19 protein-coding genes are annotated in these 19,632 nt (G+C 47.3%); 10 read left to right on the forward strand and 9 right to left on the reverse strand.

The genetic code is table 11. The features are described from left to right. The first annotated feature begins 210 nt into the window (after window positions 1–210). The 3 genes from EOO49_RS05320 (at window position 211) to EOO49_RS05330 (ending at window position 2,605) form a co-directional block, all read left to right on the forward strand. Window positions 211–1,635, forward strand: coding sequence for an SDR family oxidoreductase (locus tag EOO49_RS05320; protein WP_290843462.1), 1,425 nt, complete (start codon window positions 211–213; stop codon window positions 1,633–1,635). Window positions 1,636–1,671: 36 nt separating this feature from the next. Beyond that, a complete protein-coding gene (locus EOO49_RS05325) occupies window positions 1,672–2,154 on the forward strand; it encodes a hypothetical protein (protein WP_290843464.1) in 483 nt (160 codons plus the stop codon). A gap of 214 nt (window positions 2,155–2,368) precedes the next feature. Continuing rightward, window positions 2,369–2,605 carry a hypothetical protein gene (locus EOO49_RS05330; protein ID WP_290843466.1) on the forward strand — a complete coding sequence of 79 codons (237 nt, stop codon included), beginning with the start codon at window positions 2,369–2,371 and terminating at the stop codon, window positions 2,603–2,605. Between the two features lie 4 nt (window positions 2,606–2,609). Here EOO49_RS05330 and EOO49_RS05335 read toward each other — a convergent pair whose 3' ends face one another. Continuing rightward, window positions 2,610–2,945: a hypothetical protein gene (locus tag EOO49_RS05335; RefSeq protein WP_290843468.1), complete on the reverse strand. Its 336-nt coding sequence runs from the start codon at window positions 2,943–2,945 to the stop codon at window positions 2,610–2,612. Window positions 2,946–3,309: 364 nt separating this feature from the next. Between EOO49_RS05335 and EOO49_RS05340 the strand changes: the two genes are divergently transcribed. Next, window positions 3,310–3,675 (forward strand): hypothetical protein, encoded by a 366-nt coding sequence (locus tag EOO49_RS05340; RefSeq protein WP_290843470.1) that lies wholly within the window; start codon window positions 3,310–3,312, stop codon window positions 3,673–3,675. Window positions 3,676–3,753: 78 nt separating this feature from the next. On the opposite strand, the gene EOO49_RS05345 is transcribed toward EOO49_RS05340, so the two are convergent. The 3 genes from EOO49_RS05345 to EOO49_RS05355 all read right to left on the reverse strand — a co-directional run bounded on the left by EOO49_RS05345 (window position 3,754) and on the right by EOO49_RS05355 (window position 8,600). Continuing rightward, on the reverse strand, window positions 3,754–5,742 hold the full coding sequence (locus tag EOO49_RS05345) for a GEVED domain-containing protein (RefSeq protein WP_290843472.1): 1,989 nt from the start codon (window positions 5,740–5,742) through the stop codon (window positions 3,754–3,756). A 162-nt stretch (window positions 5,743–5,904) separates the two neighbouring features. Then, window positions 5,905–7,038, reverse strand: coding sequence for a tetratricopeptide repeat protein (locus EOO49_RS05350; protein ID WP_290843474.1), 1,134 nt, complete (start codon window positions 7,036–7,038; stop codon window positions 5,905–5,907). Then, entirely contained in the window at window positions 7,035–8,600 is a 1,566-nt protein-coding gene (locus EOO49_RS05355; protein ID WP_290843476.1) for a helix-turn-helix domain-containing protein, read from the reverse strand. The genes EOO49_RS05350 and EOO49_RS05355 overlap by 4 nt, the downstream gene beginning before the upstream one ends. A 185-nt stretch (window positions 8,601–8,785) precedes the next feature. On the opposite strand from EOO49_RS05355, the gene EOO49_RS05360 reads away from it, so the two are divergent. After that, window positions 8,786–9,307 carry a GNAT family N-acetyltransferase gene (locus tag EOO49_RS05360; RefSeq protein ID WP_290843478.1) on the forward strand — a complete coding sequence of 174 codons (522 nt, stop codon included), beginning with the start codon at window positions 8,786–8,788 and terminating at the stop codon, window positions 9,305–9,307. Window positions 9,308–9,446: 139 nt separating this feature from the next. Continuing rightward, window positions 9,447–9,842 carry a response regulator gene (locus EOO49_RS05365; RefSeq protein ID WP_290843480.1) on the forward strand — a complete coding sequence of 132 codons (396 nt, stop codon included), beginning with the start codon at window positions 9,447–9,449 and terminating at the stop codon, window positions 9,840–9,842. Window positions 9,843–9,890: 48 nt separating this feature from the next. Here EOO49_RS05365 and EOO49_RS05370 read toward each other — a convergent pair whose 3' ends face one another. Then, window positions 9,891–10,232 carry a nuclear transport factor 2 family protein gene (locus tag EOO49_RS05370; protein WP_290843482.1) on the reverse strand — a complete coding sequence of 114 codons (342 nt, stop codon included), beginning with the start codon at window positions 10,230–10,232 and terminating at the stop codon, window positions 9,891–9,893. Between the two features lie 294 nt (window positions 10,233–10,526). On the opposite strand from EOO49_RS05370, the gene EOO49_RS05375 reads away from it, so the two are divergent. After that, the gene (locus EOO49_RS05375) at window positions 10,527–11,876 is read left to right on the forward strand and encodes an alginate export family protein (protein WP_290843484.1); all 1,350 of its coding nucleotides are present in this window, start codon (window positions 10,527–10,529) and stop codon (window positions 11,874–11,876) included. A gap of 145 nt (window positions 11,877–12,021) precedes the next feature. Continuing rightward, on the forward strand, window positions 12,022–12,600 hold the full coding sequence (locus EOO49_RS05380; protein ID WP_290843486.1) for a Crp/Fnr family transcriptional regulator: 579 nt from the start codon (window positions 12,022–12,024) through the stop codon (window positions 12,598–12,600). Between the two features lie 60 nt (window positions 12,601–12,660). Here the strand turns inward: EOO49_RS05380 and EOO49_RS05385 are convergent, their stop codons facing one another. Continuing rightward, entirely contained in the window at window positions 12,661–13,350 is a 690-nt protein-coding gene (locus tag EOO49_RS05385; protein WP_290843488.1) for a Crp/Fnr family transcriptional regulator, read from the reverse strand. Between the two features lie 196 nt (window positions 13,351–13,546). Here EOO49_RS05385 and EOO49_RS05390 point away from each other — a divergent pair, with 196 nt between their 5' ends. Continuing rightward, entirely contained in the window at window positions 13,547–15,355 is a 1,809-nt protein-coding gene (locus EOO49_RS05390) for an amidohydrolase (protein ID WP_290843489.1), read from the forward strand. Between the two features lie 205 nt (window positions 15,356–15,560). Beyond that, window positions 15,561–16,007, forward strand: coding sequence for a hypothetical protein (locus EOO49_RS05395; RefSeq protein WP_290843490.1), 447 nt, complete (start codon window positions 15,561–15,563; stop codon window positions 16,005–16,007). A gap of 349 nt (window positions 16,008–16,356) precedes the next feature. On the opposite strand, the gene EOO49_RS05400 is transcribed toward EOO49_RS05395, so the two are convergent. The 3 genes from EOO49_RS05400 to EOO49_RS05410 are packed head-to-tail and all read right to left on the reverse strand — an operon-like array spanning window position 16,357 to window position 19,346. Continuing rightward, window positions 16,357–17,160: a hypothetical protein gene (locus tag EOO49_RS05400; RefSeq protein ID WP_290843491.1), complete on the reverse strand. Its 804-nt coding sequence runs from the start codon at window positions 17,158–17,160 to the stop codon at window positions 16,357–16,359. Next, entirely contained in the window at window positions 17,120–18,367 is a 1,248-nt protein-coding gene (locus tag EOO49_RS05405; protein ID WP_290843493.1) for a S8 family serine peptidase, read from the reverse strand. The genes EOO49_RS05400 and EOO49_RS05405 overlap by 41 nt, the downstream gene beginning before the upstream one ends. Continuing rightward, window positions 18,360–19,346, reverse strand: a complete 987-nt coding sequence (locus tag EOO49_RS05410) for a hypothetical protein (protein WP_290843495.1) — start codon at window positions 19,344–19,346, stop codon at window positions 18,360–18,362. The genes EOO49_RS05405 and EOO49_RS05410 overlap by 8 nt, the downstream gene beginning before the upstream one ends. Window positions 19,347–19,632 lie beyond the last annotated feature (286 nt).

Consider the following 19,632-nt stretch of genomic DNA (forward strand, 5'->3'; position numbering starts at 1 on the left):
TTGAGCCTGTTTCTCATTTTTTTTTCGGATGAAGAGTTGGCAAAATTACTATCTGACGTCGCGAATCCGTTACATCGCCTATTGCAAAATTCCCACATTTTCAATTTTATGGGCCGATTGTCAGTTCCGTAAAAAACACACTCCTAATACATTGCCAAAAGCCGATGTGTTTCGTCAAGTTTGAGATACCTTGAAGTAAAATTTCACGACATGAAAATCTTGCTGACCGGCGCAACAGGTTACATAGGACAAAGACTACTGCCGACCCTTTTGGAATTGGGACACGAAGTTTACTGCTGCGTGCGCAATGTATCGGGTTTCGACGCGACGCGTTTCGGGAAGCGCTCGAACCTGAAAGTACTTGAAGTCGATCTCACCGACGCCGCATCGCTGGAGCAAATTCCTGTGGACATCGACGCCGCCTATTATTTGGTGCATTCCATGGGAAATACCGCCGATTTCGGCAAGATCGAGGAAGAATCGGCGCGCAATTTCGCCACTGCCTTGTCGCGAACCAACGCCCGTCAGGTCATTTACCTTAGCGGAATCGTGAATTCGGAACAGTTGTCGAAACATCTGACCTCAAGAAAGAAAGTGGAGGACATTTTATTTGGCGGAAAAATACCCGCGACCGTTCTTCGCGCCGGAATCATCGTGGGATCGGGCAGCGCTTCGTTCGAGATCATCCGCGATCTGACCGAAAAACTGCCAGTCATGGTCGCCCCGAGATGGCTGAAGACAAAATGCCAGCCCATCGCGATCCGCAACGTCATACAATTTCTCAGCAAGGTTTTGCTCGAAGAGTTCACATTCGACAAACACTACGACATCTACGGGCCGGACATCCTGAATTACAAACAGATGCTTTTGGAATTTGCGCGCGTACGCGGACTCAAGCGGAGGATTTTGCTCTTGCCCGTAATGACTCCGAAGCTTTCCTCGTTTTGGCTGTATTTTGTGACTTCGACTTCTTACGATCTGGCGCGCAATCTCGTTGAAAGCATGAAAGTAGACGTTGTGGCAAAACCAAACGACCTGGCCGAACGCCTCGGGATTTCGCTCATTCCGTACGAAAAAGCGATCCGGATGGCTTTCGACAAAATCGAACAGAACATGGTGCTTTCGAGCTGGAAGGATGCGCACGGCGGAAGGTATTCCAAAAAAACCGTGGCCAAGTTGCTCAAAGTGCCACAATTTGGCGTTTACACCGACAAGAAAACGAGAAAGACCGAAGATGCGGCCGAGGCTTCGAGAAAGATCTTCTCGATTGGAGGCGCTCACGGTTGGTATTACGCGAACTGGCTTTGGAGTTTCAGGGGTTTTCTCGACAAGATGTTCGGTGGTGTCGGGCTGAATCGCGGACGCAAGAACGCAGGTTCGGTGGCGGCTGGAGACACGCTCGATTTTTGGCGCGTGATCCACGTGGACAAAGACCGAAACCGCCTTTTGCTCTACGCCGAGATGCGCATTCCGGGAGAAGCCTGGCTGGAATTCAAGATCAAAGGAGATACGGTTTACCAAACCGCCACTTTCAGGCCGCTGGGTTTGATGGGTCGGCTTTATTGGTTGGCGATGTTGCCGTTCCACTATTTTATTTTTGGAGGCATGATAAACAAGATCGCCACGCACGACTGATCTGATGGTTCAAAATGATTTATCAATTGCCGATGGATGAAAATTCACCGACACAACACGTTCACCGAAACTATGGAAAACAAGGCAAATAAAACAGATTGGCGGCTTGAGGTTTTGCGGTATTCGATATGCGCGGTGCTATTGTGGTTTGGGATTTTGAAATTCCTCGGCCCATCGGGTGTTTCGGATTCACTGGCGATAAGGACACTCGAAAAATTGACTTTCGGATATCTCAAAGGCGTTAGTTGCCTGTATTTCGTGGCCGTGCTTGAGTGCGTGATCGGAATCGGTTTGTTGGTAAAACGATGGCTCAAGCCATTTCTGATCTTGCTGGTCTTGCATCTGATAGGAACTGCTGCGCCTTTGCTCCTTTTTCCGTCCGAAACCTGGAAAGCGTTTCTGATGCCGACGTTTGAAGGACAATACATCATCAAAAACGTCCTTATCGTGGCAGGCGCGATCGTGCTTTCGGCCATTCCATCCGACAAGGATCTCAAAACCGGAAATCCCGGCACGTAATGCGAACCGCGAACTTATCCGAATTTGGTTCGGACAAAAATTAGTTATATCGAAATAGTTGGCTTTGTCGCATTTCGGCTTCGTCGGGCACTTCGCAAGTTTAACATCTGTTTATCACATTTAGCCCTAAAATAGTCGCCGATTGCGAACTCTATTGCTTTCCTTTGCAGCAATGGAGAGATTTATACGTGAGCAGAAGATCGTGAGGGAAAGTATGAGTCTTAAGCTAAAACAAATCCGGGCGGAACACGGCAAGAAATTAGCCGATTTTGAATTGGAATATTTCGAGTTGGCCACCTATTACACTTACTCTTTTTCGGTAGGCGACTGTCTGGGATGCGAGTGGTATTTTTCGTCGGTGGCCAAACATTACCAGCGTTTGTTGCCGGCAGAAGTCGCAAATGAAATACAACGGGCACTTGCCCAAAGCGTAATCGAAGCCAGATATTGAGCTGTCAAAAATGGAATTCATATTCGGGATGCAAACGCAAATCATTGAGGATCTGTAGCGCTTCCTTTGAATCTTTCGCGGGCACGAACCAAATGCTGTAGATGATCTGATCTGACGTAAAAGCCATCGGGCTGAGCGATTTTGTCAAAAAAGACGATTTGGTGAAATGATAGGTTTTGGGCAGCGTCACATAACTTTGGAGCACCAACAGATTCTGTCCCGTGAAATTACTGAAAGTCCTGTGCAAGGCCTCGTGTGATTCGTAAGAGTTTTTGCTTCCGTGAAGAATATTTTCGAAAGCCGTTTGGATCCCGTCGAGTTCAAGGTTCGTGTTTGTCAATATGTTTTATTTGAATAATCGAAGTTACGCCCTTTTTGAACGCGGACGCCTTTTTGGGCATGTAAGTACAACAAAGACAAATAGTTCAGCCCAGAACGACAACAATAAGCAACGAAACTGTGGCAAGTACCGTTATTGTTAGGATCGAGATTGACAGGCGCATTATAAAAGATTTCATTCGTAGTGTTTTCTGCAAAATTACAGTTTGCGGGATGCTATCGCTTACATCATTTTTTTTAATCGTTATACCGATTTGTACTTGTGGTAGCGAGTGTTTGACACCTTTTAAATTTTTCCGCCTGATTTTTCCAAAACCGGGGAGAATTTTTTACCTTAAAGACTAAATCTCCTAACAAAATCTGAAATGAGCGATTCCTCTTACACTATGTTAGTCAATAAACTCGAAGCCTTCAACCAAAAAAAATGCGAATTGGACGAGGCAAAAATTCGTGCGGTGTTCGAGTACATCGGCCTTAAGCCAGCCGATTACAAGGAAGGCGAATGTTTCAAATGGGATCGCATCCTGATTTCGGTGCCCGACCAAAAGAAATTCATCGAGTTGCAACAACTAGAGAATCTTTGCGAGAATGTCGAATTTCTGCTCAACCGCCATTCGGACGCTTATTTCGTTTGCGATTACGAAGATTGGCGACGCGCATCATTGGGCAAAGGCATGGACGAACTCGACAAGATGTTGCGAAAGGGTTTCGGATCTTTTTCCAGAAACTGACAATTCCACGTTGATTTCGTTGCAATAAAAAAAGCCGCCCAGTAGTTCCGAGCGGCCTCACTACTCAAATAATTACGCTCAATTTTTTGCGATCTTGAAGGTGCGCACGGCGTTGTCCGAGGTCGCTTTCACCAAATAATGTCCTGATGGCAAAGCCGAAAGATCGATTTCAACCGATGTGCTACCCGCATCTTGTGACAATAACTTCTGCCCAAGCATGTTGAAAACCGTCACCGTCTTGACCGAAGTTGTGTGTGAGATGTGCAAAATGTTCTTTACCGGATTCGGATAGAAGTTGAACTGCGCATCAGTGAAATCTCCAGTTCCCAACGCAGGCTCGACGTTCAAAGTGTAATCCTCGACCTGTCCGTAATCAGAACCCGGATTACAAGCATTTTCGGCCGGAGCATCGAAAGTCTTGATCACGCGCAATGTGGTTGTTCCCGTCAACGCATCCGCTGGCACGATCAACTCGCCGCTTATCTGAACCCCGTCGTTTCCGTTTGAATTGCTGATTGTCCCGATGTCGGTGCGCTCTTCCTCAGAAAAATTCCCGTCCTGGTTCCAATCGGCGTAGACCGTGAAAAAGTCTGTCCATTCGCCTCCCGTGTTGCCTTCGAAAGTCGCGATATAGGTCGATCCGATGTTTACCGTGCCCGAAATGGCCGTAAAATCTTCGTAAGCTTCGGTAGAATCGGCAGCGGATGCATTAACGATGCCCGCAACGCTCACCAAAGTGATCGCCTCCCCGCTTTCGAAAGTCGGAATACAATAGAAATCGTTTACCGTGACCGTGAAACTGCAAGTGTTCAACACCGTTCCGTCGGCAGCTACAAGGTTGTGGACAACTTCTGTCGTACCGTAAGGAAACAGCGAGCCGGACGCCGGACCCGAAACCAAAACGATTGTCGCATCGGGATTGTCGGAACAATTGAAATTCAAAGTGTAGTTGCCAACCGTAGGACCGTCAAGACTGACAAGCACGATATCTTGCGGACAAACGATGTAACAGCTGCCCAACAAAAGGTCGTCGAAATAGATCGCCCATCCATCAGCAGCATTGATGTTCCCGTTTTCCCAACCCGAAACGTAATTTCCGTTAGGCGAAATCGAGATGGCCGTTCCCAGTTTTCCGTCAAATGACGTGATCTCGATGCCGTTGGCCGCGAGGATTTCGGCGATCAATATCGGTTGTGGACCAAGCGAAGGATGATACACGATAGCATCTCGCGTAAATCCCGCCTGACAATAGCCTACCGCGATCCCGTTTTCGGAAACGCTCGTAAAAGTGGCGTTGAAATAGCCCGCCGGAACCTCGAATGCGGTAAATGTTCCCGTGGTTTGATCGAAAATGAAAGGCACGCCGTCGCGGTCGCCCACCATAAGGTTCCCGTTTGTCACGGCCGAAACCTGGTTGATGTTCTGAAATTGCGGCAATTCGTCCGGTACGTTGGTCGTGATCGAGCCTGTCGTCATGTAAGCCGGGACGCGCAAAGTGCCTCCGGCGGGTTCGGTGTCATACCAACCGCCGATTATTCCCGAGTCGTTGACCGAATAACCCGCAGAAAAATGCGTTTCGGCAGTTGCGATCCTTTCGAGATTGGACGTCGCCACGTGATACAAAAACGCTTGTTGGTCGCAACAGGTCGAGGTCATTTGGCCTGTGATGTAATTTCCGTTTTCGGAGATTTGGCCCAACACTACCGAAGCGTCAACAGTCGCACCCGCAAGATAGCCGATTGGCGTCCAAACCCCGTTTTTCTTGAAACCCGCTTGCAGATAGGTTTCTCCGTCGACGATCCACGGCAGCAAACCGATCAGATCGCCGTTGTTGTTGATGCCCGCGAGCGAGATCGCTTCGGCGTCAATAGGTTGGGTCGCATCGGTCGCAAAATCGTACACGCCCTGTTTTTTGATCGCCTTTCCCGAATCGTTTATATCGAGCAATGCATTGCCGAATCCGTCGAGTTTTCGGTATTCGATCTGTGCGAAAGCCAATCCGCTTTGAAGCGCGAACGCGGCAATCGCCAGGGCTTTGATCCTGCCAGGAGTAAAATTCAATTTCATCTGTTTCGTTTTTTACGCAATGTACTCACAAAGCCTTCCGATATAAAGCGAATGGCTTTGCGAATTCACGAAATACGAAAGCTTTTTTAGCTCGCAAACCACACGATCACAGCAACTTGAAGTTCACCTTTCCGAAAGCGTCACGATGCAGGGCAAGGCGCGTTATTTAAGTTTTTGGATAGCCGTTTTGAGTGTTTTGATGGATCTTCCGGTGCGGCTTTCGTTTCTGAAAATCAGAAAAATCACAAGTGCGAGTATAACCAAAAGACTTGCGGTAAGAAGTAGATGATTCCGCTTTGAGGTTTCGGCATCCTCGTCAAGAAGCTTCTGTTGTTCCTTAAGCGAAATGCCCACCGACTTGCGTTCCGATTCGACGATTTTGTTCTGCGTCATCAAATATAGGTTCTGGTAGCTCTGGTACTTTTCCCAGTTGTCGATCGCGAGGTAATTTTCGGCGAGTCCGCGATACAGTCCCTGATTCAGCACAAGGTCGCCAACATTGGCAGCGAGCTTCTCGGCTTTGGTCAGTTCCGAAATCGCAGCGCTGTAATTTCCCTCAAGCGCGTAAACTTCGGCAAGCCCTTTTTGTGCGAACGCCTGCAAACTTTTGGCATCGATCATTTTGGCGTAAGCGATGGCTTCGTCGAAACACTTCCGGGCCAGTTTATTATCCGAAAGCAAAATATAGCAATTGCCTTTGTTGTAGCTGATGATACTCAGGTTGGCATTGCGGAAATTCGTTTTGATCTTGCTGTATTCGGCGATTCCCTTGTCGAAGTATTCTATGGCGATTCCGCAATCCAGTTGTTCTTTGTAGATAAAACCGCGAATCGTATAATTGGTTCCCAGGAACGGCTGGATCGAATCTTTTATCGGATACGCCATACTCAAAACGCGCGCTTCGTCCAGAAATCGGATGGCTTTGTCGTAAATGCGAAGTTGCTGATATTGCACGGCAGCCTTGGTCAGAATCCGGATCCTGATGATCGGATCGTCAAGTTTGTCCGAAAGATGCTGCGCCTCGATAAGATAGGCAACCGCTTTCCTGTAATCGCGTTTTGAGGAATAGCCGTCAGAGATCATGACCAGAGCTTTGATGGTCGTGCGCATGTTTGCGTTTTCGGATGAGGCGATGCGCTTGCCGATTTGGATCGCCTTGTCCGGATGCTCGTAAATTTCCGACGCGCCCTGTTTGAAAAGGCTGTCGACCGCACCCGATTGCGCGTGCAAGCCCGCCACCGACAAAAACAGCAGCAAAATGGTTTTGCAAAAAATCCCAAAAATCGCTTTCCTCATGTCTTTTTCGGCTTTAAAGTTTCGTCTCCCGCGAACTCGATGAAGGCCGTGGGCGAAATGCCGACGATGGCTTTGAAAGTCGTGGCAAAACTGCTGTGTGAGGAGAATCCGCTTTCGTCGGCGAGGTATTTGATCTTGTAATTGCGGTATTTCGGATCGCCTTTGATCTTGTCGGCGATATAGGCGATGCGCAACTTGTTGATGTAAGTGTTGAAATTGTCGCCTCTGTGCTTGTTTATGATTTCCGACAGGTATTTGGTGTTCGTATCGAATTGTCCGGCAAGCACCGCAAGCGACATTTCCTTGCTCGTGAAGCGGCTCGAGGACTCGAATTTCCTGAGCTTGGCCAGCAGGTTCTGTTCGGTTTCCGCTGGAATCGAAAGTTGTTTTGGCTGCTCTTTTTTGTTTGCATCGGCGACCTCATCGATTGGTTTTTTATCCAGCGACAGATAGTCGTGAATTTCGCAAAAACGGCTAATACGGGCTTTATTTCTGAAAAATACAAACGCAAAATAAGCCAACGCCACGACAACAGCCGAAAGTGCCATATAAAAATAGCGCGCATATTCAGCCTTTCGAGACGCATTGGCAGCTTCCAGATCGACGCTTATCAGGTTGAAGGCGACGTTCGTGGCTTCGCTTTCCGAGGTATCGGCCAAATCGTCGAAACGCTGATACAGCTTGTTGTAAAACCGGTATTTTGCCTGATTTCCGAGCGCCAGATAATTGAAAGCCAATTGCCTGTTTACCGATTCCTGCAAACGGACGTTCCCGATTTTGTCGGCGACCGTCGCGGCTTTGAGCAACAAATCGATGGCTTGCCGGTGTTGTTTTTGTTGAAAATAGACCGATGCCAATTGATTCGCGACAAGCAGATATTGAACCGAACCATTGCCGTTTTTTGGCAACGTTGTCAAGCTTTTCGAGAAACTCGAGATAGCCGAATCGTACTGTTTGCGCGCCAGATGGATTTGTGCGCCAATAAAAAACGCATCCGATAGTTCGTTGCGGTTTTGCGCCGGAAACTTCGCGCCAATTTCGCGGGATTTGGAAAGTGAGACCAATGCCGATTCAAAATCGCCTCTTTCCTTTGCAATCAAGGCTTTTTGGTTGTTGTAAGCCAATAGCAGTCGTTTGTTTGCGGCAGATTTTTCCGAAGCGTCCAAATCGTCGCCGGCCATTTCGAGATAGCGGACACTTTGGTCATCGAGTTGCAGCGTCCGAAGATTCGAGGCTATGGTGATTTCGGCATCTGACAATTGTTCCTTAAGCCCGTTCGCCTCAGCAAGTTTCTTTGCCTCAAATGCCGAAGTCAGCGAGTTGCCGAACTGTCCTTTGTTGCACCAGCTTTTTGCCAGGAACAAAGCCACATCGCACCGCTGTCGGTCGAGCGAAATAGTTTTTGAAAGGTGTTCGCCTATCTTGATCGCTTTTTCGGGGTCGCTCGATACGAATTCATTTGCCTTTGCGATCAGCGCATCCGGATCGGAATTCTTTTGGGCCGCGATTTGGCCAGAAAGGAAAAGGTGGAAAAAAACGAAAAATACCAATGGCGGACGCATCCTGCAAATCTAAAGTAAATGTGTGTTAAATAGTGCATGCTTACCCTTTGGCCAGCTTCGGGATCTTGATCTGATTTTTCGCGGTTTCCGAACTGGCTTTGCGACCGCGAATTCGCGAATCTTTCCATAACTTCGTCACGATCTGGAGTAAAACGCGAATCAACCATCTGAAAAACACCTGAAAAGTGAAAAGCATTGTCCAAACTTTCCCGATACTGACCACCGAACGACTGACGCTTCGGAAACTGTCGAAAAATGATTCCGAAGAAATCCTGCAATTGCGGTCGGACGTCGAAATAAACAAGTTCCTCGACAGGAAACCGCACGAAACGCTACAAGAAGCGCTGCATTTCATCGACGGAATACAGGCTAAAAACGCCAACGACCTTTTGTATTGGGCAATCACCCAAACCGGATGCGATAAACTGATAGGCACGATTTGCCTGTTCGACTTTGCGTCCGATGCGGACAAATGTGAAATCGGGTACGAACTCCTGCGCGATCACCAACGCCAGGGCATCACGACCGAAGCCGCCAAAAAGGTCGTGGATTATGCGGCCGAGGTTCTTGAAATGAAGTCGATCGAGGCCGTGACGCACCAGGACAATCTGCCATCTATCGTGGTTCTTGAGAGATTGGGTTTCAAAAAATCGGGTGATTCCGCGCCCGAAAATCCGGAGCTTTCGATGTTCCGATTGAGATTATAAAGCTTCTTGTCGCGAGGGAAATCGGCAACGCAATTGACAAATTTGACCGGAATTGAAATTTTGCAAAAATTTAGGCAATGTCGAAATCTGTTTCACGTCTGCTGTCGTATCTTAGGGCGACTCTATTTAGCGGAACATCATGAAGAAGGAAAAAATCGTTTTCCACGTGGACGACGACCAGGACGACAGGCTTTTTTTCGAGGAAGCATTGGAAAGTTTCGGCAGCAAGGATTTTCATTCTTTCGGGACGTTCGAGGCCGCACTCAAGGCTTTGGCGCACACGCAGCCTGACCTGATCTATATGGACTTCTGGATTCCGGGAACCACGGCTCCGCAATTTCTCAAAAGCCTTTCGGAAAAAATAGACATGTCGAAAGTTACCGTGCACATCATTTCGGGTACAGAAGTGCCTTATTTTTTCAGGGAATTGCTCGATCGCTACGACGTGCAATATCACCTCAAGCCCAACAGTCTCAAAGACCTCAAAAATTTGCTTGCCACTGAATTGCGTCCGGATGCCGAGCTGAAAAACTGAAAGTCCCGACGCGACAGGCATCGGAACAATCCAGTCGCATCGTCGTCCTTATTCCGGACTCATGAACGCGTAATAGTGCTTGGCTTTGCCACTTTCCAAAATAAAGAAATCCATACTTTTGAGCATTCCTTCGCTGGTGCGGATGTGACCATAAAGCCGTACGCTGTCTTGCAGTTGTTCTGCGTTTGCGTCAGATGAAAACAGGAATTCCGGATCGCCTTGCAGTTTTTGGATGAAGTCGGAAATTTCCGCAGTTCCGTTCAGAATGAAATCCTTGTCGTACATCTTGATGTCTTTCGCGTAAATACTTTCCAAAAGTGCATCGCGTTTCGCACGGTCTTTTTCATTCCATGCCGCCACATGTGTTTTCTGTAATTTTTCGAGTTCCATGATATGGTTTTTGATTGTTTAAATGGCAACCGACCTTCGGCTCCAACGCAAGCAAATGTAGGAATCGCGTAAACTTTCGCTATTGACAAATGTCAAAGCAATTATTTACCAAATGTCATTTTTCAGGCGTGGGTTAAGCTGCAATTTTGTGCAGGTTTCCGCTATAATCGTACTATGACCAAACTCTTGTTTCACCTTGGAAAAAACCTTGTACATTTTGGCAGCTACAGCGCAAACATCGGTTTGTGCCGAATGACTTGTCGAGAAGCTGCAACTGCGGTAAAATATACTTTCATGCTATCGCTGTTACTCGTATCGCAACGCAACCTCAACGCCCAAAACTTCAAACTTATGCGCTTCGATGAGGATTATACTCATTTGAAAGACAGCAGCCGAACACCATACGAAAAGATCAAATATTTCAGGTTGTCCCAAAATGGGCTGCATTATCTTTCTTTTGGAGGAGAAATAAGACAGGAAGTCGACAATTCACACAACGAGGATTGGGGACGTTTTGGCGCGGGTGCCCAAACCTATGTGTTGCAGCGTTACCAACTTCACACCGATATCCATTTTGGAACCAGATCCCGATTGTTTGTGCAACTGAGAAGCGGTCTCGAGGACGGTCGAAAAATGGGCCCGCGTCCTATAGACGAAGACCGACTCAACGTCCAGAACCTTTTTTTGGATATCATACCTTATAAGGATTCTGCAAACACATTGACCGTACGCCTGGGCAGACAGGAACTCCAGTATGGCAGCGGCCGTATACTCGACGTTCGCGACGGACCGAACCTGAGATTGTATTTCGATGGCGCCAAGATTGCCTTCGCATCCGCCAAGCTCAAACTCGACGCTTTTGTCATGGCAAGTCCCGCGGTCCGGAAAGGACTTTTCGACAATTCCGCGACGCGAAAAGCCAATTTATGGGGCGTTTATGGCACGCAAGCCGTCGGCAGCAGCACGAATCTCGATGTTTATTATTTAGGGATCTCGCGCGACACACCTTTTTTCGATGAAGGCACGGCAAAAGAAATACGGCATACCTTCGGGGCAAGGCTCTGGCGAAAAGGCAAAGGATTTACCTACAATTTTGAAGCGGGCTACCAATCGGGGAAATTCGGCAACGGACAAATCAGCGCTTTTGGCGTTTCGTCGGAAATCGGCTATCAGTTCGACAGACTATGGGGAAAACCTGCCTTCAAGCTGCGCAACGACATCATTTCCGGAGACAAGCGGCGCGACGACGGCAACCTGCAAACTTTCAATGCCTTGTATCCAAACGGCGGTTATTTCGGAATGAATCCACAGCTCGGACCGGCGAATCTGGTATCGATACACCCAAATTTCAGCTGCAATTTCAGCCCGCGGCTGAGTATGAGTCTGGAGGCGCTCTTCGGATGGCGGCAATCTATACACGACGGTGTTTACACGCCCGGCGGAATGCTCAATCTGTCCGGTGCGGGCTCCGATCGGCGCTACATCGGAACATCCTATATCACCACTGCTTCTTTCCGCTTCAACGACTTCGTGAATCTAGGACTGGGCTTGCAGTATTTTCAAACGGGCGCATTTATTGACGAATCGGTGCAAAATCACAAGGACGGATTTTTTGTGGGATCGGTGCTGTCGTTTCGATTTTAAGATGGCGATCAGAAAACTATATTTTTACGGATATACAATGGTCAACATCGCCTCAAAGTTTATCTTGACCTAAAGTTCCACACAAAAAGACGTTCGCGAAGACCATACGTTTTTACTACCGAAAAATGCCCTACTTTTAAGGTAAATGCACGAAGCACTCCTCACTTATATAGAAAACCACTCGGTCACGCCGCTGACCGAAACTCAGGTCGCCGAAATCTGCGCGGTTTTCGTATCGCGACATTATCAAAAAGGCCACTATTTGCTGCATCAGGGAGATGTTTGCAGGTGCATGGGCTTTATCCTGAAAGGCGCGGTTTGCCAATATTCGGTTGATGAAAAAGGCAACGAGATCACCATCGGCCTCCAGATCGAGAATTGGTTTGCCGGCGACCGTGACAGCTACTTTCGCGAAACGCCGTCCATTTATAATGTCGAAGCTTGGGAAGACTGCGATCTGTTGCTCATCCACAAGGAAAATTTCCCTCGCCTTATGGCCATTCCCGCTTTCGTGGAAATGCGGATCAAACTTGATGAAAACCACTGCATCGCCGCACAACGCCGTCTGCAGAGCCAAATTGGGGCAAGCGCCGAAAAGCGTTACGAGGATTTTCTGCAAACTTCCCCTCAACTCGCCAATCGCTTTCCCCTTCGCATGGTTGCCTCTTTTTTGGGCATCACCAAGGAAACGCTTAGCCGCATCCGCAGACGGTCGCTTTGCTGAAAAAATCACAAGAAAACGCTTTCTGCCTCACAAATTTTATCTTCTGCACTTTGCGCGCGGTCACTTTCCTGTTTTTGAAGCGGCGCGAATCCGGCTCAGGGTTTCTTTTGTCATGCCCAGATACGAAGCGATCACATGCAGCGGAAAGCGGCTGGCGAGTTCCGGGTATCTTTCGGAGAAAGACGCATAGCGCTGATCGGCCGTAAGGAGATTGTAGCCACTGATCCTTTCCTGGGTCGCGCCCGCATGACGCTCGTCCATGACGCGGACCATTTTGGCAAAAGCCGGTGAATTCTCGATTAGTTGCAGCACCCCTTTCCTGCTGATTACGTTCAACTCCGTATGTTCCCAGGCGTCGATGTTGTAAATGGAAGGTTGTGCCAACGAAAAACTGGACCTATCGCCTACCCACCAATTCTCGATGCCCAATTGTACGATGCTTTTCGTTCCCTTCTCGCTTGTCCTGTATTGCCGCATCGCACCTTTGACGATGAAAGCGACATCAGTGCATTCGTCTCCGGCCTGCAAAAAAAACTGCCGCTTGCGCATTTTCTTTACCTGGAACATCGACTTTATCAAAGCTGCTTCGGCAGCGCTTAGCGATTGACCCGAATAATCGGAAATATAGTGGAGTAATTGGTTTGGCATCTGATGAAAATCTTGGGTTTGCAGCTTGCAGGCGATGCGATAAATATAGGTGATTCCAGAATGCCTGGCAATGGGTCGCATCGGCTTTGCCAAACGGTTCATACAGCGAATTTGCGGTAAAAACCATTGACAATTATCAACGTTTTTTTTTATCAAAAGTCATAGGGAATGGCTTTAGCAGATCGCAATTTTACCCAAGCAGATGCTATATACTCAAATTTGGGAACACCATCGGCTTTTAAGACGTCCCGCAATCCAAAAGCCGGCAATATCAGGAAATCGCAAACTAAAATAGATCATGAAACAGACAATTACACTTTTTTGTACGGCAATGCTTTCGATTGGACTCCACGGCCAATCTGGTGCGGATATGATCGTGCACCACGCCAAAATTACCACCCAAACTGCTGCCCAACCGACGGCCTCGGCATTGGCGGTAAAAGGCGGACGAATCTATGCGGTTGGCAACGACGCAGAGATTCTTGCCATGAAGGATTCCCACACCAAAATCATCGATGCACAAGGCAGGCGACTCATTCCGGGATTGCAGGATTCGCACATCCATCCGCTCAACGAAAGAAATTTCAACCACAAGGTCAGATGGGACGGCGTTCCGACACTAAAACGCGCACTAGAGATGCTGAAAGAACAGGCAGCGCGCACGCCCGAAGGCCAATGGGTAAGAGTGACCGGCGGCTGGTCGCCTTATCAGTTTGCCGAAAACCGGATGCCTACCCCCGAGGAACTCAGCAAAGCCGTTCCAAACCGGCCGCTGCTGCTCCATTATGCCTACAATTGGGGATTTCTAAACCAACCCGCGAGGAAAGCTTTGGGTGTGGGAACAGCAAAGTTTCAGATGCCCGATGGCACAAAGCTCCACAAAGACAAAAAGGGAAATTACAACGGGGTGATCACCGGAAATACGTTCATGTTCATCGCCCTCGAAGGGTTGACGCCGGGACCGACGCCCGAAGAAGAAGTGAGCTCGCTAACCTACGTCATCAAGGAACTCAACAGGTTTGGGATCACTTCGGTAATCGAATGCGCCAGCATCATCGGTTATCCCGAAGGACACGCTCCCTTGCAGACACTTATCCGGGAAAACAGACTCAATGTGCGTTTTCCGTTCGTCGACCTTGGCCTTGATTTGAATCCCGACAGTAATTGGGTAGACAACGAAATCGAGCGCATCACGAAATTAGCCCCGATAAGTCCCGGACAAAATTTGCATCCGACGATGGAGCACGGCCACGAATATGAGGGAACGGGTGAACTGATCAGGCCTGAACTGCACGACCACGAGAATTTCGACGAACCGGCCGTGATCATTCCGAAGGAAAAAATTATGAAATATGCCGAAGAAGACCTGCGCAAACTCATCGAAAAAAGAATCCCGTTCCGGATGCACCTTACCTACAATGAAAACGCGACGCCTTTTTTGGACGCGCTCGAAAAAGTGAACCGGACCACGCCACTTGACGGTATGCGTTGGAGCATTGAACACGCGGAAACACTGTCGATGGAAAACGTTGAACGCGTCAGGAAATTGGGGGGAGGCATCGCTTTGGACAACAAGATGTTCCTTCACGGAGACGCATTCGCCAAAACGCATGGCAGGGAAAAGGCGTTGTATACGCCAAGGTTGCGCGCTATGTTCGACAGCGGCATACCGTTGGCCATGACCTCTGACGCATTTCGGGTTTCCTCTTGCAATCCTTGGCTTGGATTCAGTTGGATGGTCACCGGCAAATCTGTTTCGGGTTCGACCGTCTTGGCACAGGACAACCGCCTTACGCGAGAAGAAGCCTTGAAATTATATACGATAGGCGCCGCGTGGTTCGAAAATCAGGAAAGTGATAAAGGCAGGATCGCACCTGGAAATCTGGCCGATTTTGCGCTTTTGGATGCGGATTATTTCACGGTGGCCGAAGATGAGATCAAAAATCTTGCTGCCGTGCTGACCGTCGTTGGCGGAAGAGTCGTGTATGGCGTCCAAGAATACCGTTCCTTGAGTCCGCAATTGCCTGACGTCGTTCCTTCTTGGTCGCCAATCAAATACTTTGGCGGATATTTCGGAGAGCAACCCGATTCGGCGACAGCTCGATGAAAGCCGTGGTGATTTCATGGCAGTTTCTATGTTTCGGATTGTCGGAAGCACCGATTTCTGTCAAACATCTTCTGTCGTAGCTGTGAAACTTTGCCCCGTGAAAGGATAATCCTGTAATGTCTTTCAGCGGCAATCCAAGACCTTTATGCTTAAGAAAGACATATTGACCTTTCGGAAATAAAACAACAATCCAAATACGACTATCATGAAAAATGCATTTTTATCGCTCGCCGCATTGCTGTGTTTTGGCGTTGCATCGGCTCAGACAGAAAATCGTTCGCCCGACAAAATGAAGACGGAACAGAAAACGAAGGAAAACGCAACGACAACTAAAGCGCAAAACGGCACAATGGGCACCGACACTTCGCCTGCGTCGACGGGAACGACCGGAGACAACGGAAGCAGAAAAGAGAAAAAGCCAATGGCAGGCAAAAAAGGTACAGGCAAAACGAAAACCCAAAACGCCAATACTACGAAGAACGCTTCGGGCACAATGACACCGGCAGCGGATGGCAGCAGTAAAAACAGCGGATCGGGAACAGGCGCGACCACAGGAACCGAAAATAAAGGCAGCAATGGCGCAGTAAATAAACCGAATGCCGCGGGCACAACTAGCGGTCCGGGTTCTTCCATTGGTAGCGGCACCAAATGATCCTAAAGCAAAAAGGCTTCCTGTTGGAGGCCTTTTTTATTACATCTAGTCTATCTATCTACGAGTTTCAGAGAAATGCTCCCGCTTCATGAGACTCTATTTTGCAGACTTCAATTCCAATCAAGCCAAAGGATACAGCACGACTTTGCACACCCGTTTTCGTTCTTTTTGCAGATCGCGTATCGCTGCGAAATTTGAGAAGGCACGACCCATCGCGGCTTTGTGATCTTATAGCGAGTTGACGTCGCGGAAAAATATCCGCTTGGCGGAAAGTGGGATTGCTTCGTAATCATCAAGGAATCCGTGGGAAAAATACTGATAAATAGCCACTTTGCTCGTTATCCATACTTCAATCATTTGGTTCTTCCTCTTTTTCAATGAAAACAGCTTTCCGTACGGGTTTAGAAGGTTCACTTACTGAAAAGTGCTCGATGTAGTAATGTTGGATTGCCCACATTTCTCTTTCGGTGACTCTGAGATCCAATCTAAACGCTGCCATGATAGTAACTACCAAAATTGCTAAAATTACCCCGAAATGAAAAAAATCTAAAGTTGTGATCCTACTATTTTCCGAGAAAAATTGATGCCCGAACCCAAGAATCAGTGAAATGAGCAGTGAATATGATGCGCAATACAGGAAGTTAAGTAAAGCAAGTTTCTGATCCATTATTTTTTGAATTGCAAGTATCGTCTCATTGCCACTCGCTCTCCTAAGGTAACTCTGGCTGAACAATTCGAAACGGATCTCTGTCGCCGATATATTTCCAGACGACTCGTTGCTCTTGACCTCATTCAGCTGTTTCCTTCTCTCGACCACATCGCTGTAAAGGCGCGGATCCAAAACCCTTTTTTTCAAATATGTGATCAGACACCTCTGGTAAAAAAATTTGTCGAATAAAGCCTGATGTATCGCATAAAGAGATATTCCTACGATGATTGCTATCCCAAAAATTAGCCAGGGCGAGATCAGCGAGAAATCGCAAAGCAAATCAAAACACACGTTGTCCAAATAGGACAAGGACAAAAGTGCTATGAAGCCCGAAACGACGTATCGCAAAATTATTTCAACCGCGCCAAAAATTTCTTTCAAAGAATCCATGATAGATGCATTATTAGTTTGTACCGATAGGGTCAGGCTGGCCGTCCAGGTCACTTTTTAGAAAGCTGTTCGATTTCACGTTTCCTTTGAGTAGCAGTCCCACAAGATGAGGAGCGGCCATACTTGTCCCACTGTCATAACCATAGCCACCGGGCACTGTAGATAAAATTTCGACACCTGGTTCGGCATAATCGACACCTAATCCGTAATTCGAAAACGACGCGAGTTGATCGTTTTTGTCGCAGGCACTGACAGTATAAACGCCTTGCATGTTATAGGCAGCAGGAAATACTTTTGGGACATCATTGATATCCTGACGCACTCCATTTGTATTATTGGTCGCATTACCGGCCGCTATCACTATGGAAGCTTTCCCGACAATCAGCTCCAACAGCTCCAATTCGATTGCATTCGGTTCGATCTGATTACTGACGAAACTTAAATTGACCACATCGCCGCTCTCAGCATGCAACGCGACATAGTCGAGGGCTTGCAAATACCGGCCGTAATTCAATGATCCATCCTTATCTATGACCTTGACTGAACTAATTCTGACGTTCGGTGCGACGCCAACGACTCCCTCTCCGTTCGCTCTCGCACCGATTATGCCCGCAATATGCGTTCCGTGTCCCTTCGAATCACGACCCGCTACTTCGCCAGGTACAAATGAAGCTGAATAGCTCACATCATAATTGATATCCTTGTGAGTTTGATCTACCCCAGTATCCAAAACCCAAGCCCGCGCATTTATGACAGAATACCGTCCACCTCCCACCCGCAAAATATTCCAAGGAATATGCTCTTTGGTTGAACCGGTGAATTTCCTGATCTCCTCAAATTTGAATTTGATCACATAATTCTGTTGGACAGATTGAATCCTGCTAGATCCGAGAAGCGAGGACAACGCATTTTTCCCCAGTCCTGTTTTTATCAAAGCGAAACGTTCCGTAAACCCTAGAACTGTCGCTTTGGAATCTAACTTTCTCAGCTCGGTTGCAAGTTTATTTGCCACAGCACGTTTGTTGGTTCCAGCCCTTTCTGTTCCATCGAAATTTGCTTTATTCGTGTCCATGCTATCTACCACTTTGTCAGTATATCTTAGTATGAATTCGTCTGGAATCGACTGTACGAATTTTTCTTCAGGAAAAACTTCCGAGCCAGATTCATTCTTCTCGTTTTTTTCATTCTTGCATGATATGAAGAAAAGTCCAAACCACAATACTATTGCAAGTCTGATTGCCATTGGATTATAGCTATTCATTATCGTCCGATTTTATCAATCCTGCAGTTAGCGCTTTTAAAACAGCTGCGCCGGCTTCGCTGGAAGCGTCGATCATTTCTTTTTTATTTTCCGCCCTTATCTTGTATGGATTTGTCTCCGTTACTATAACTTCAAGTTCGTATTGACAACTAGGTCCATCAATATCGACAAAACCATTTTCTGTTTTTTCGCTTTCAATCTTTTCAACCACGACAGCAGACTTTTTGTCTTTACTGGTGGATGTCGTTTTTTGATCGGTAGTTTTTGTTTTGACCTCACCTTTACTTTGCGATCTTGCGGGAAGCGGAATCCAGCCACTGTAATAGGTATTTCGTAACTTGTTTGTCGTGCCAACGTGGACGATAGGAACGTCGATCAGCACAGTTCTTAGCTCGATCAATTTTTGTTCGCCTTTGACTACAGACATCGATTTTACCTTTATCTCGATCTGTAGATCCAAATAATCGTAATCACCTGTTGTCTTCGCCTTACTGTAGCTGTAGATCAAATCATCCGCAATAGAAAATCTAAAGGCTGTTTTATCGTTGGAAATCTCCGAACCTACAGCTATCTGTGTGGCTTGCCTTGGAACGATCCCATCACCTTCCTTAACCAGAATCGTACGGTCGATCTTGAACGACGGGAGCAATGCCTCGGATTTTTTGCTGTAGAAATTATGTCGCGAAACAACGGCTTTGTATGTGCCAGTATAAGACAATGCATTGTTTTTGACCTTTTGCTTGATTACAGGAACCATAAAGTCAACCACCGCTGGAATTACTGTCGCAGCAAGAGCTCCGATTAAAACCGAACTGCCATCGGCCTTCTTGCAGCTGTCCACGCAAACCGGATTCTCCGTGACAGTGAGGCACACCGTTTCGCCGTAAACATTGATTTTTCCTTTGTCTGTAAAGTTTCTTTTCTGAGAGTATGAAACCAGTATAGACAGTACTCCCAAAACAACATAAATTTTTTTCATGAGATTTGATTTATAGTAATAATTGATTTATTCCATCAAGAGATCACCTGATGACAAACTATCAAAGCGACGACTGTAAGTTACTATATTTCAGTTATTTCGGAATATGCAAATCCCTATCGGATTCCGGAAAAACACCTATCCAATATTTTGTAGTCAACACAACCCAACCCTAATGGATACGAAAAAGAAGAAGGACTGCTTGGTTCCTAGAAAGGAAAGGCGTTGGAAAAAAGGAAGTATTCTTGGAAAAGATCGCCAAATATGAGGCCGATTTGCTATCGGC

Origin of the sequence: Flavobacterium sp., assembly GCF_004295795.1 — a bacterium.
In the GTDB taxonomy this organism is placed as follows: domain Bacteria; phylum Bacteroidota; class Bacteroidia; order Flavobacteriales; family Flavobacteriaceae; genus Flavobacterium.